The sequence below is a fragment of the Streptomyces sp. NPDC056296 genome, assembly GCF_042268605.1.
In the GTDB taxonomy this organism is placed as follows: Bacteria; Actinomycetota; Actinomycetes; order Streptomycetales; family Streptomycetaceae; genus Streptomyces.
In genome coordinates this window covers 18,816-31,301 of record NZ_JBHJRX010000030.1, presented here as the reverse complement: position 1 = coordinate 31,301, position 12,486 = coordinate 18,816, and the positions used below count along the sequence as shown (strand labels likewise).

The 12,486-nt window shown below is 69.9% G+C and carries 11 protein-coding genes; 3 read left to right on the top strand and 8 right to left on the bottom strand.

All coding sequences use genetic code 11. The features are described from left to right. Positions 1-128 precede the first annotated feature (128 nt). Positions 129-656 carry a universal stress protein gene (locus ACFCZF_RS22360; protein ID WP_055417064.1) on the top strand — a complete coding sequence of 176 codons (528 nt, stop codon included), beginning with the start codon at positions 129-131 and terminating at the stop codon, positions 654-656. A gap of 135 nt (positions 657-791) precedes the next feature. Beyond that, positions 792-1,355, top strand: a complete 564-nt coding sequence (locus ACFCZF_RS22355) for a GPR1/FUN34/YaaH family transporter (RefSeq protein WP_376673140.1) — start codon at positions 792-794, stop codon at positions 1,353-1,355. Positions 1,356-1,511: 156 nt separating this feature from the next. Here ACFCZF_RS22355 and glmS read toward each other — a convergent pair whose 3' ends face one another. From glmS to ACFCZF_RS22340, 3 genes are all read right to left on the bottom strand, one after another. Then, on the bottom strand, positions 1,512-3,329 hold the full coding sequence (gene glmS / locus ACFCZF_RS22350) for a glutamine--fructose-6-phosphate transaminase (isomerizing) (protein ID WP_376673139.1): 1,818 nt from the start codon (positions 3,327-3,329) through the stop codon (positions 1,512-1,514). A gap of 33 nt (positions 3,330-3,362) precedes the next feature. Further along, the gene (locus ACFCZF_RS22345) at positions 3,363-3,620 is read right to left on the bottom strand and encodes a hypothetical protein (protein ID WP_055417062.1); all 258 of its coding nucleotides are present in this window, start codon (positions 3,618-3,620) and stop codon (positions 3,363-3,365) included. Between the two features lie 78 nt (positions 3,621-3,698). Continuing rightward, positions 3,699-4,592, bottom strand: a complete 894-nt coding sequence (locus tag ACFCZF_RS22340; RefSeq protein WP_376673138.1) for a DUF4429 domain-containing protein — start codon at positions 4,590-4,592, stop codon at positions 3,699-3,701. Positions 4,593-4,682: 90 nt separating this feature from the next. Between ACFCZF_RS22340 and ACFCZF_RS22335 the strand changes: the two genes are divergently transcribed. Then, complete coding sequence (locus tag ACFCZF_RS22335) at positions 4,683-6,293, top strand: beta-N-acetylhexosaminidase (protein WP_376673137.1); 1,611 nt, start codon at positions 4,683-4,685, stop codon at positions 6,291-6,293. Positions 6,294-6,376: 83 nt separating this feature from the next. Here ACFCZF_RS22335 and ACFCZF_RS22330 read toward each other — a convergent pair whose 3' ends face one another. The 5 genes from ACFCZF_RS22330 to ACFCZF_RS22310 form a co-directional block, all read right to left on the bottom strand. Continuing rightward, positions 6,377-8,149 (bottom strand): IucA/IucC family protein, encoded by a 1,773-nt coding sequence (locus ACFCZF_RS22330; RefSeq protein WP_376673136.1) that lies wholly within the window; start codon positions 8,147-8,149, stop codon positions 6,377-6,379. After that, on the bottom strand, positions 8,146-8,703 hold the full coding sequence (locus ACFCZF_RS22325) for a GNAT family N-acetyltransferase (RefSeq protein WP_375920055.1): 558 nt from the start codon (positions 8,701-8,703) through the stop codon (positions 8,146-8,148). The genes ACFCZF_RS22330 and ACFCZF_RS22325 overlap by 4 nt, the downstream gene beginning before the upstream one ends. After that, positions 8,700-9,980 (bottom strand): lysine N(6)-hydroxylase/L-ornithine N(5)-oxygenase family protein, encoded by a 1,281-nt coding sequence (locus ACFCZF_RS22320; protein WP_376673135.1) that lies wholly within the window; start codon positions 9,978-9,980, stop codon positions 8,700-8,702. The genes ACFCZF_RS22325 and ACFCZF_RS22320 overlap by 4 nt, the downstream gene beginning before the upstream one ends. Next, entirely contained in the window at positions 9,964-11,406 is a 1,443-nt protein-coding gene (gene desA / locus ACFCZF_RS22315) for a lysine decarboxylase DesA (protein WP_376673134.1), read from the bottom strand. The genes ACFCZF_RS22320 and desA overlap by 17 nt, the downstream gene beginning before the upstream one ends. 210 nt (positions 11,407-11,616) lie before the next feature. Further along, entirely contained in the window at positions 11,617-12,477 is an 861-nt protein-coding gene (locus ACFCZF_RS22310) for a siderophore-interacting protein (protein ID WP_376673133.1), read from the bottom strand. Positions 12,478-12,486 lie beyond the last annotated feature (9 nt).

Here is a 12,486-nt window from a genome sequence, read left to right as displayed (position 1 = left end):
GCGGGATCTGGGCGAAGGAGGCGTGGCGCCGTACCCTTGGGGGTATGGGCTTGGGAAGACCATTCCCGGACACACAGCTCCGCCGCACACTGTTGTCCCCCATAGAGGATAAAAACGCCGAGACAGCCATGGCCGGTCACGAATTCTTCGAACCCGCGGACCGCAAGCGGCCCGTCGCCGAACCTACGGCGGCCGAGCCCCTGGCGGCCGAAGAGCCACGCCAGTCGTGCGACCCAGCCTTCAAGCACGGTGTCGTCGTCGGCTTCGACGGCTCCACATCCAGTGAGCGTGCCCTCGCGTACGCCATCGGCATGGCACGCCGGCTCGGCTCCGGCCTGGTCATCGTGCACGTCGCCAACCGGCTGCCCACCACCGTGTGGGCCGGCTGCGAGCCCCCCGTCTTCGTCGACGTACCGGACCACCGCACCGAGGTGCTGGGTCTGGAGCTGGCGTGCGCGGACTACCTCGCCGAGGTGCCCTGGATCCTGGTCGAGCGTGGCGGCGACATCTGCCACGAACTCGAGGAGGTGGGCCGGGAGTACGAGGCGGACGCCATCGTCGTCGGCTCCAGCCACGGCCTGGTGGGCCGCCTCTTCGGCTCCGTCGCCGGCCGGCTCGCCAAGCGGGCGAAGCGGCCCGTGGTGGTCATCCCGTAGCCGACTCGGCGGCTCGAGGTGGCGCCCCTTCCCGTCATGCAGCGTGAACCTACCGACGCGTAGAGGTTGTTTGTGCCCTTGTGAAGGGCATATACGGGTCACCGTACAACCGCACATGCATGAAGGGAGCCCGCCGTGGACAATGACGTCTCCGCGGGAAGCACCACCACGATCGTCGGCCGACTCGCTCTCGGCGTCACCCTGCTGGCCTTCGGCGTCGGCCACACCGGCGTGGTCGACGGCGTGACGGCGGCCGACGCCGTCACCGTCGCCCAGTACGTCGGCGGCGTCGCCCTCTTCGTCGCCGGTCTGCTGGCCCTGCGCGACCGGGACACCGCCTCCGGTACGGCCTTCACCGTGCTCGGCGCGCTGTGGTTCACCTGGGCCGTCTCGGTCGGCGGCCAGGTCTCCGCCAACGCGGCGGGACTCTTCCTGCTCCTGTTCGCCCTCGTCGTCCTCTCCCTGACGTTCGCCGGCGGCGACCTGCTCGGGCAGGGGGTGTACGGGCTGCTCTGCGTGTCCCTGCTGCTGCTTTCGATCGCTGCCTTCGCGGACGGTGAGGCGCTGGGGAAGGCGGGCGGATGGTTCGCCGTCGCGGCGGGGGTGGTCGCCTGGTACGCGGCGACGGCGGTTCTGGCGCACTGGCCCACGGCCTTGCGCGGGCGCGGTGCGGGCCGGGGCGTGACGGCCACCGGTTAGCTGCCGCCGGCTGGGGGTTGGGCGGCCCCCCGGCGACGGGACGGCCCCCCGCGTGTGTGGTGGCACACGAGGGGGGCCGTTCGGTTGTCTTGCCCGTGCGGTGCGTCGTGGCTTGTCGCGCAGTTTTCCGCGCCCCTGAAAGCCACAAACGGGGCGCTACTCCACCGTCACCGACTTAGCGAGGTTGCGCGGCTTGTCGATGTCCCGGCCCAGGGCCAGGGCCGTGTGGTACGCGAGGAGTTGGAGGGGGATGCCCATGAGGATCGGGTCCAGCTCGTCCTCGTTCTTCGGGACGACGATGGTGTGGTCGGCCTTCTCCTGGTCCTGGTGGGCGACGGCGAGGATCTGGCCGCTGCGGGCCTTGATCTCCTCCATGGCCGCGCGGTTCTTCTCCAGCAGGTCGTCGTCCGGCACGATCGCGACCGTCGGCAGGGCCGGCTCGATCAGCGCGAGCGGGCCGTGCTTCAGCTCGGAGGCCGGGTAGGCCTCGGCGTGGATGTAGGAGACCTCCTTGAGCTTCAGGGAGGCCTCGCGGGCGACCGGGTAGCCCCGCACGCGGCCGATGAAGAGCATCGAGCGGGCGTCGGCGTACTGCGCGGCCAGCTTCTTGATGTCCTCCTCCTGCTCCAGCATCTCGGCGATCTGCGCGGGCAGCTTGCGCAGCCCCTCGATGATCCGCTTGCCGTCGCGGACCGAGAGGTCGCGGGTGCGGCCCAGGTGCAGGGCGAGCAGCGCGAAGGCGACGCAGGTGTTGGTGAAGCACTTGGTGGAGACGACGCAGACCTCGGGGCCGGCGTGCACGTACATGCCGCCGTCGGCCTCGCGGGCGATCGCCGAGCCGACCACGTTGACGATGCCGAGGACGCGGGCGCCCTTGCGCTTCAGCTCCTGCACGGCGGCCAGCACGTCGTACGTCTCACCGGACTGGGAGACGGCGATGTACAGGGTGTCGGGGTCGACGACCGCGTTGCGGTAGCGGAACTCGGAGGCGGGCTCGGCGTCCGCGGGGATGCGGGCCAGCTCCTCGATCATCTGGGCGCCGATCTGGCCCGCGTGGTACGAGGTGCCGCAGCCCAGGATCTTCACCCGGCGCACGGCACGCGCGTCGCGGGCGTCCAGGTTGAGGCCGCCGAGGTGCACGGTGGAGAAGCGGTCGTCGATCCGGCCGCGCAGCACGCGGTCCACGGCCTCGGCCTGCTCGTGGATCTCCTTGTGCATGTACGTGTCGTGGCCGCCCATGTCGTAGGAGGCCGCCTCCCACTCCACGGTGGTCGGCTCGGCGGTGGTGCGGGTGCCCTCGGTGGTGTACGTGCGGAAGTCGTCGGCCTTGAGGGTGGCCATCTCGCCGTCGTCGAGGGTGACTATCTGGCGGGTGTGGGCGACCAGCGCGGCGATGTCCGAGGCGACGAACATCTCCTTCTCGCCGATGCCGAGGACGACCGGCGAGCCGTTGCGGGCGACGACGATGCGCTCGGGGAAGTCGGCGTGCATCACGGCGATGCCGTAGGTGCCCTCGATCAGCCGGAGGGTCTCGCGGACCTTGTCCTCCAGCTTGTCCGCTTCGGAGCGGGCGATGAGGTGGACGAGGACCTCGGTGTCGGTCTCGGAGAGGAACACGACGCCGTCCGCCTCCAGTTTGCGGCGCAGGTCGCCGGCGTTGTCGATGATGCCGTTGTGGACGACGGCGACCTTGTTGTCGGCCGACATGTGTGGGTGGGCGTTCAGGTCGGACGGGGCGCCGTGGGTGGCCCAGCGGGTGTGGGCGATGCCGGTGGTGCCCTTGAAGCGCGCCGGGACCTTGGCCTCCAGGTCGCGGACCCGGCCCTTGGCCTTGACCATCTTCAGGCCGGCCGCCTTCGGCGAGGTGACGACGATGCCCGCCGAGTCGTAGCCGCGGTACTCCAGGCGCTGGAGGCCCTCAAGGAGCAGGGGGGCGACGTCACGCTTGCCGATGTATCCGACGATTCCGCACATGTATACGTAAACCTCGTGTTCCTCTTCGGCTTCTCAGCCGTAGACGATGCGGCGCAGCTGGCGGAGCGACAGCTCCGGCGGTGCGACCGCCCGGTATTTCAGGTCCGCCTCGATCCGTTCGAAGATCGTCGCGTTCACCAGGCCCTGGGCCTGGAGCTCGCGGTGGCGGCGACGGACGTACTCCTCGGTCGTCTCGTCGAAGTAGGCGAGCACGTCCTGGATCACGCGCAGTGCCTCGCCCCGGCTCAGGGGGGTGGACCGCGTCAGATGATCAACGAGTTCGTCGTGCACCCGGTAGATCCTGGGGTACGGGTGAGGGTTTCGCAAGAATCCTGCCCGATTTCGGGCAAGCGTGCCGGGTGTGCGGGGCTACATCCGCTTCAGTACCGCCTGCTTCGCCAGGGTGAACTCCTCGTCCGTCAGGATCCCGGAGCGGTGCAGTTCGCCCAGTTCCCGCAGCCGGCGCAGCAGCGCGTCGTGGTCGTCCTCGGCGGTGGCGGGGGCCGGGGCGGGCGCGTCCTCGGCGGGCCGGGCGTCCTCCAGGGCGGCGCGGGCCGCCGGTGCGGCCGGGTGCGGGAGGCGGGCCTGCACGGCCGCCGCCACCAGCGCCATCAGCGGGTCCCTCTTGAAGCCCCACAGCTCCACCGCGTTGGGGTCGTACTTGGGCGGCGCCTTGGTCGGCGCCGCCCGCACGGTGAAGCGGAGGTGGCCGTTCTCCAGCCCGACCGTCGGCTGCCACTCCACCGCGGTGATGTCGGTGAGGGGGAGGGTGCGGGTGCCGGCGGCCGACTTGGCGTCCTCCGCCTGCCACTTCCACTCCAGGCGCACGCGTTCGCCGTCGAAGCTCGCGACGCCGTCCCCGGCGGACACCGACAGCGGCACGGAGGGGCCGGGCAGCAGGTAGGCGTCCACCGGGCCGGACGGAACCTGGTCGAGCAGCAGGGCGTTGCGCACCTCGTCCGCGAAGTACTCGGCGACGCCGTACCGGTCGGACTCCACGGTCAGCTGGTACGGGTCGTGCGGCTCGGTCAGCCGGCCGCCGGTCGCGTGCAGCAACGGGTCGGCGCCGTCCCGCAGACGCAGCCGCAGCCGCCCCGACTTCTTGCCCTGCTCGAACGATATGCCCGCCAACGCCGCCAGCGGGACGAGTAGTTCACCCAGTTCCCTGCGGAGCAGGCTGACGTTCTTGTCCCGCCCGGGAGTCAGCCGCAGGGTGTCGCCGTCGAAGACCCACGTTCCGTCCTTCTGGATGATTTCCGCCATGCGCGGATTGTTTCACCGCTTCTGCGTACGGCGGTTGTGAGAGAGAGTGGTCTACACCCCCATCTGTGCACCATCGTGAAGGGAGCGCACGTGAGACCTCTTCGACGGCACCACAGAACGACTCCCCGACTGACCCGGATCCTGGGCTCGCTGCTGCTGGTCGCCGCGGTCGGCGCCATGACCACCGGCGCGGCGCCGGACCGTAGGACGCCGGCGACGACTCCCCTGGACCGGGTGATTCCGGCCCCCGCGTCGGTCGACCCGGGCGGCTCCCCGTACCGCATCACCCGCGGCACCCACATCCGCGTCGACGACTCGCGCGAGGCCCGCCGCGTCGGCGACTACCTGGCGGACCTGCTGCGGCCCTCCACCGGCTACCGACTCCCCGTCACCTCCCACGGCCACGGCGGCATACAACTCCGCCTGGACAAGGGCCCCTACGGCGACGAGGGCTACCGCCTGGACAGCGGCCGCGACGGCGTCACCATCACGGCCCGCAAGGCCGCCGGTCTCTTCCACGGCGTCCAGACCCTGCGTCAGCTCCTGCCCGCCGCCGTCGAGAAGGACTCCGCGCAGCCCGGCCCCTGGCTGGTCGCGGGCGGCACCATCGAGGACACCCCGCGCTACGGCTGGCGCGGCGCCATGCTGGACGTCTCCCGGCACTTCTTCACCGTCGACGAGGTCAAGCGCTACATCGACCGGGTCGCCCTCTACAAGTACAACAAGCTCCACCTGCACCTCAGCGACGACCAGGGCTGGCGCATCGCCATCGACTCCTGGCCGCGCCTGGCGACCTACGGCGGCTCCACGGAGGTCGGCGGCGGCCCCGGCGGCTACTACACCAAGGCCGACTACCAGGAGATCCTCCGTTACGCCGCCTCCCGCCACCTGGAGGTGATCCCCGAGATCGACATGCCGGGCCACACCAACGCGGCCCTCGCCTCCTACGCCGAGCTGAACTGCGACGGCGTGGCACCCTCGCTGTACACCGGCATCAAGGTCGGCTTCAGCTCGCTGTGCGTGAACAAGGAGGTCACGTACGACTTCGTGGACGACGTCGTGCGCGAGATCGCCGCGCTCACCCCGGGCCGCTACCTCCACATCGGCGGCGACGAGGCGCACTCCACCCCGCACGAGGACTTCGTGAAGTTCATGGACCGGGTGCAGCCGGTCGTCGCGAAGTACGGCAAGACGGTCATCGGCTGGCACCAGCTGGCCGGAGCCAACCCGGCCGAGGGCGCGCTCGTCCAGTACTGGGGCCTGGACCGCACCAGCGACGCGGAGAAGGGCCAGGTCGCCGAGGCCGCGCGGAACGGGACCGGACTGATCCTCTCCCCGGCCGACCGGACGTACCTGGATATGAAGTACAACAAGGACACCCCGTTGGGCCTGTCCTGGGCGGGCTACGTGGAGGTGCAGCGGTCCTACGACTGGGATCCGGCCGCCTATCTGCCGGGCGCCCCGGCCTCCGCGATCCGCGGCGTCGAGGCGCCGATGTGGACGGAGACCCTGGAGACCCCGGACCAGATCGACTTCATGGCCTTCCCGAGGCTGCCGGGCGTCGCCGAGCTGGGCTGGTCCCCGGCGAAGACGCACGACTGGGACACCTACAAGGTGCGGCTCGCCGAGCAGGCACCGCGCTGGGAGGCGCTGGGGATCGACTACTACCGGTCGCCGCAGGTGCCCTGGCAGACGGGCTGACCCGCAACGCCCGACGGGCACCCCGGAGGACCGTCTCCGGGGTGCCCGCCCGTCTGTGCTGGCCCTTTCGCCGGGGCCCTTCGCTACCGGCCCGCGATGGGGTTCTTCAGGTTTCCGATCAGCTGGAGCGCGCCGGACGGGTCGGCGAGGTCCACCATCTGCTCGTTGTTGCGCAGTTGGAGCCGGTTGAGGCAGGACAGCGCGAACTCCGGCGCGAACATGTCGTACCGGTCGAACTTCTCGGCCAGTTCCGGCACCGACTCCTGGTACTCGCGGGTGACGTCCGCGACCGTCCGCCAGAAGTCGTCCTCCTCCACGATCCCCTCGCCCGCGAGGTTCGCGGCGAGGAAGCGGAAGAAGCAGTCGAAGACGTCCGTGAAGATCGACAGGAGCTTCTTGTCCTCCGGGACCTCGACCGCGATCCGGGCGACCTCCGGCGGCAGCACCGCGTCCGGGTCCATCACCGCGATCTCCTCGGCGATGTCCTTGTAGATGGCGCGCTGCACGACCCCGTCCTTCAGGACCAGGATCACGTTCTCGCCGTGCGGCATGTAGACCAGGTCGTAGGCGTAGAAGCTGTGCAGCAGCGGGACGAAGTAGGCCCGCAGGTAGTGCCGCAGCCACTCGGTGGGCGCGAGCCCCGACCGCTCGATCAGCGCGCCCGCGAAGGACGCGCCCTCGTGGTCGACGTGCACGAGCGACGCCATCGTGGCCAGGGACTCCCCGTCCTGGAGGGACGGCACCGGGCTCTCCCGCCACAGCGCCGCCAGCATCTTGCGGTACGGCGAGTAGCGGTCGGTGGCCTGCTCGTACTCCAGGTGCCGGTAGCCGACGGCCGCCCGCTCCCGGATGATCGACAGGCCCGTCGACTTCAGCACCGGGTCGCCCTCGATGAGCTGGGCCAGCCAGTCGTTGATGGCCGGCGTCGCCTCCATGTACGCCGCCGACAGGCCGCGCATGAAGCCCATGTTGATGACGGACAGGGCCGTCTTCACGTAGTGCTTCTCGGGGTGCGAGGTGTTGAAGAAGGTGCGGATGGACTGCTGCGCCAGGTACTCGTCGTCGCCCTCGCCGAGGCAGACCAGGTGCCCGCGGGCGACCTCGGCGGCGAAGGTGACGGTGAGCTTGTTCCACCACTGCCAGGGGTGGACCGGGATGAACAGGTAGTCGGCCGGGTCCAGGCCGCGCTCGCGCAGGACGCCGTGGAAGCGGTCGACGGTCGCCTCGCCCAGCTCGTCCCGTACGAAGGACTCGTACTCGATCCCGACGCCGGCCGTGAACGCCGCCCGCGAGCGGTCCGCGGCCAGCCACACCAGCCGGACCGGGCTCGCGGTCTCGGGGGCGTACGACAGGTACTCGTGGATGCCGAAGCCGAGCCGCCCGTTGTTGGCGACGAAGCAGGGGTGGCCCTCGGTCATACCGGTCTCGACGGCCTGGAAGCCGCTGTTCGCCAGCTCGGCGGAGGTGAGCTTCGGCTTGGTGAGCTTGTAGCAGGTGCCGGAGAGGGTGGAGGAGATCTCCTCCAGGTAGACGGGCAGGATCGCGTCGCTCAGGCCCAGCGACTCCTTCAGCTCGATGAAGAAGTCCAGCGCGGCGAGCGGGAGGTCCGTGCCGTCGCGGTGGCGGGTGATCGAGTCGGCGTCCACCTGCCAGTGGTCCAGGGCACGGACGGCGGCGGTGAAGCGGTACTCGGTCTTGCCGTCGTCGGAGCGGACGACGTACGCGTCGCCCGTGGACTTCTCGGGCGTGATCAGCCGCTCGTGCGTGAACTCGGCGAGGGCCTTGCGGATCAGGAGGCGGTTGGCCCGGTCCCAGCGCTCGGGGGAGAGGTGGGCGACGGCGTCGGCGAGGCTCATGCGGACACCGCCTTCTCGAACTGCTCGCGGGTGCAGAAGCTCAGCAACGCCTTCTTCTCCGGCTTCTGGATCTCGCGCTCGGGCACGAATCCGACGGCTGCGTTCAGGGCGTGGACGGCCTTGTTGTCGAGGTCCGGCTCGACGACGACGCGGGCGGTCGCCGGGTCGGCGAACAGTTCGGCCATGACGGCGGTGATGACGGCGCGGGTGAAGCCGTGCACGGGCCGGTCGGTGGGGGCGACCAGGAAGTGCATGCCGACATCGCCCGGCTCGGGCTCGTACAGGCCGGTCAGCTCGCGGTGGACCGGGTCGTACTTCTCCATCAGGAAGGCGGGGACGCCGTCGTGCAGGCCGATGTAGGCGTGGTGGTGCTCGTCGGCGGCTATCTCCATGTAGGCGCGCTCGACGTCGACCAGCTTCGCGTCCTGCATCATCCAGAACGCGGACTTGGGATGCGTGACCCAGCTGTGCAGCAGGTCGGCGTCCCTCAGCGGGTCGAGGGGGCGGAGGGTGAGCGCGCCGATGCCGGCGGCCGTGGGGGTGGTGGTGCTCATGCGCTGAACTCCTGGAACGCGATCGACTTCTCGACCGGGTAGTACTCGGTGCCGAGCAGCTCTCGGACGATGTAGCTGTTGCGGTAGGCACCCATGCCCAGATCGGGGCTGGTGATGCTGTGCGTGTGGACACCCGCGTTCTGCAGGAACACGCCGCCGCCCGTGACGTCGACGGCGTAGTTGCGGGCGACGTCGAAGTTGCCCTGGGAGTCGTAGCGGAGCCGGTCCCGGACGGGCTTGAGGAACTCCGGTTCGGCGTACCGGTAGCCGGTGGCCAGGATCAGGCCCTGGGTGTCGATCTCGAAGTCCTTGCCCTGCTCCTCCTGCCGGAAGCCGAGGGTGTACGTGCCGTCCGCGTACCGGGCTTCGGTCAGCGCCGAGTTGGTGAGCAGGCGGGTGGGGACGGGACCGCCGAGCTTCTTCTGGTAGAGCAGGTCGAAGATCTCGTTGATCAGGTCGCCGTCGATGCCCTTGAACAGGCCCTTCTGCTCGCTGGTGAGGCGGTAGCGGGTCGGCTCCGGCAGCGCGTGGTAGTAGTCCACGTACTCCGGGGAGGTCATCTCCAGCGTGAGCTTGGTGTATTCGAGGGGGAAGAAGCGCGGGGAGCGCGTCACCCAGTTGAGCTGGTAGCCGTGGACGTCGATCTCGCTGAGCAGGTCCTGGTAGATCTCGGCGGCGGACTGGCCGCTGCCGACCAGGGTGATCGACTTCTTCCTCTGCAGCTCGGCCTTGTGCTGCATGTAGCGGGAGTTGTGGAGGAAGTCGCCGGCCAGGCCCCGGCAGGCGTCCGGGATGTGCGGCGGGGTGCCGGTGCCGAGGACGAGGCGGCGGGCGCGGTAGGTGTCGCCGCCCGTCGTCGCCACGACGTACAGCTCGTCCCGCTCGTCGTACGTCACCTCGGTGACCGTCGTGCTGAAGCGGACATTGGAGAGTTTGTTCGCGGCCCAGCGGCAGTAGTCGTCGTACTCGACGCGCAGCGGGTAGAAGTTCTCCCGGATGTAGAACGAGTACAGTCGGCCCTTCTCCTTCAGGTAGTTGAGGAAGGAGTACGGGGACGTCGGGTCGGCGAGGGTGACCAGGTCCGACATGAACGGGGTCTGGAGGTGGGCGCCGTCCAGGAACATGCCGGCGTGCCACTCGAAGTCCGGCTTGGACTCCAGGAAGACGCCGTTCAGCTCGGCGATGGGCTCGGTGAGGCAGGCCAGGCCGAGGTTGAAGGGGCCGAGGCCGATCCCCACGAAGTCGTACGTCGTGGTGGACTCAGGAAGCGCGGTCAAGGGACTCTCCCAGGTACTGCTCGGCGTGGCCGGCGATCAGGTCGAGGACGGCGGCGATGTCGGCCGTGTTCGTCTCGGGGTTGAGCAGGGTGAACTTCAGGTAGTGGCGTCCGGCCACCTTGGTGCCCGCGACCACGGCGTCGCCGGAGGCGAAGATGGCCTTGCGGGCGTACAGGTTGGCGCGGTCGATCTCGGCGGGGTCGGTGACGGCCGCCGGTATGTAGCGGAAGACCAGGGTGGAGAGCGACGGCTGGACCACGACGTCGAAGCGCGGGTCGGCGGCGAGCAGTTTCCAGCCCTCGGCGGCCAGGTCGCACACCTCGTCGAAGAGCTGCCCGATGCCGTCGGCGCCCATCACGCGCAGCGTCATCCACAGCTTGAGCGCGTCGAAGCGGCGGGTGGTCTGGAGGGACTTGTCCACCTGGTTGGGGATACGTTCCTGCACCATGCGGCGCGGGTTGAGGTACTCCGCGTGGTAGGTGGCGTGGCGCAGGGTGGCCGCGTCCCGGACCAGCACGGCGGACGAACTCACCGGCTGGAAGAAGGACTTGTGGTAGTCCACGGTGACCGAGTCGGCGCGCTCGATGCCGTCGATGCGGTCCCGGTACTTCAGGGAGGCGAGCAGCCCGCAGCCGTAGGCCGCGTCAACGTGCATCCACACGCCGTACTGCTCGCACAGTTCGGCGATCTCCGGCAGCGGGTCGATGGAGCCGAAGTCGGTGGTGCCGCCGGTGGCGACCACGGCCATGGGGACCAGGCCGTTCTCCTTGCAGCGCTCCAGTTCGCGGGCGAGGGCGACGGTCTGCATGCGCTTGTCGTGGTCGACGGGGATCGACACGACGGCGTCGGGGCCGAGGCCGAGCAGTTTCGCGGACTTCTTCACGCTGAAGTGGCTGACCTCGGAGGCGAAGACGCGCAGGTCGGCGACGTCCTCGGTCTTCGCCTCCTCGCGGGCCAGCAGCAGCGCCTGAAGGTTGGACTGCGTGCCGCCGGAGGTGAACACGCCGTCGGCCGCCGGGCCGAGGCCGATCCGGGCGGCGGTCCAGTCGATCAGTTTCCGCTCGATGAGCGTGCCGCCGGCCGACTGGTCCCAGGTGTCCAGGGAGGAGTTGACGGCGGAGAGTACCGCCTCGCCGAGCACGGCCGGGATGACGACCGGGCAGTTGAGGTGGGCGAGGTAGCGGGGGTGGTGGAAGTAGACGGCGTCGCGGAGGTAGACGTCCTCCAGCTCGTCGAGGACCGCGGCCGTGTCGTGCAGCGGCTTGTCGAGGTCGATCTCGTCGATGCGGGGGGAGAGGGCGTCGACCGTGACGCCGGTGAACGGGCGGTCGGTGGTGGCGATTTTGGCGGCCACCCGCTCGACTCCTTCGGTCACGGAGCGGCGGTACTGCTCCGCGGTGGTGTCGTTGAGCAGGTGCGAGCGCATGTGGGGGTCCTCCGGTTGGGGACGGGCCGAGAGGGGGACGGGGAAGGGCGGAGCCCTTGCTTCGACTTAGGTTAGCCTAACCTAAGTCGCTCTGATCAAACGCATGCCTCTACGTGACTGCCGTCACTCGCGCCTCACCCGTGCGTCACGGGCGGTGAGTTGGGGTGTTCGAGGCTTTGCGGGGCGTTCGAGGCTTTGCGGTGCCGGTCGTCAGCCCTGCTCGCGGAGTTGTTCCTCCGTCAGGCCCTGGCGCCAGTAGCCGACGAAGGTGACGCGGCGGCGGTCGATGTCGCGCTCGCCCACGAAGTGCCGCCGCAGCTGCTTGACGCGGCCGGACTCGCCGGCGATCCAGACGTACGGGCGTTCGGCGGGCGGCAGTTGGGCCGCGCGGAGGGTGCCGAGAGTGGCCTCGGGTCCGCTGGTGACGTCCCTGACCAGCCAGTTGACCTCGGCGTCCGCCGTCGTCGTCAGCTCCTGCACGTCCTCGGCGTGCGGCACCTCCAGCCAGACCCGGGCGCGGGTGCCGGCCGGCAGTGACTCGACGATGGCGCAGGCGGCCGGTACGGCGGTCTCGTCGCCCCAGACGACCACCAGGTCGGTGTCCTCGGGCGGCCGGAAGCGGATCGCCCGGTTGTCGGCGACCGCCGGGCCGAGCAGTACGACCCGGTCACCGGGGGCGGCGTCGGCGGCCCAGCGGGCGGCGGGGCCCGCCTGGATCGAGGCCCTGGGCTCGACCCCGTGCAGCACGAAGTCGATGTCGATCTCGGCGGTGTCCCCGTGGGCGTCCCGGCGCAGGGCACGCAGCGTGTACGAGCGCATCACCGCCCGTACGTCGTCCGGGAGATCACGCCACCCCTGCCACCAGCCGTCGCCCAGCTCGATGGGCACCGCGGGCTCCGGCTGCCCCGGGTGCGGCAGGAACAGCGACAGGGACTGGTCCTGCCCGTCGGAGTGGAAGGCGCGCAGGTCGGACCCGGCGAAGGTGACCCGGGCCAGAGACGGGCCGAGCCGCCTCGTCCGTACGACCTGGAGGGAGAAGAAGCGGAACGGGGCGGCCACGGCCGTCGTCATGAAGGGCTC

Excerpts from the sequence above, each read along its gene's own strand:
- ACFCZF_RS22360 (WP_055417064.1), top strand. The coding sequence starts at position 129 with ATGGCCGGTCACGAATTCTTCGAACCCGCGGACCGCAAGCGGCCCGTC.
- glmS (WP_376673139.1), bottom strand. The coding sequence starts at position 3,329 with ATGTGCGGAATCGTCGGATACATCGGCAAGCGTGACGTCGCCCCCCTG.
- ACFCZF_RS22340 (WP_376673138.1), bottom strand. The coding sequence starts at position 4,592 with ATGGCGGAAATCATCCAGAAGGACGGAACGTGGGTCTTCGACGGCGAC.
- ACFCZF_RS22330 (WP_376673136.1), bottom strand. The coding sequence starts at position 8,149 with ATGAGCCTCGCCGACGCCGTCGCCCACCTCTCCCCCGAGCGCTGGGAC.
- ACFCZF_RS22325 (WP_375920055.1), bottom strand. The coding sequence starts at position 8,703 with ATGAGCACCACCACCCCCACGGCCGCCGGCATCGGCGCGCTCACCCTC.
- desA (WP_376673134.1), bottom strand. The coding sequence starts at position 11,406 with ATGCGCTCGCACCTGCTCAACGACACCACCGCGGAGCAGTACCGCCGC.
- ACFCZF_RS22310 (WP_376673133.1), bottom strand. The coding sequence starts at position 12,477 with ATGACGACGGCCGTGGCCGCCCCGTTCCGCTTCTTCTCCCTCCAGGTC.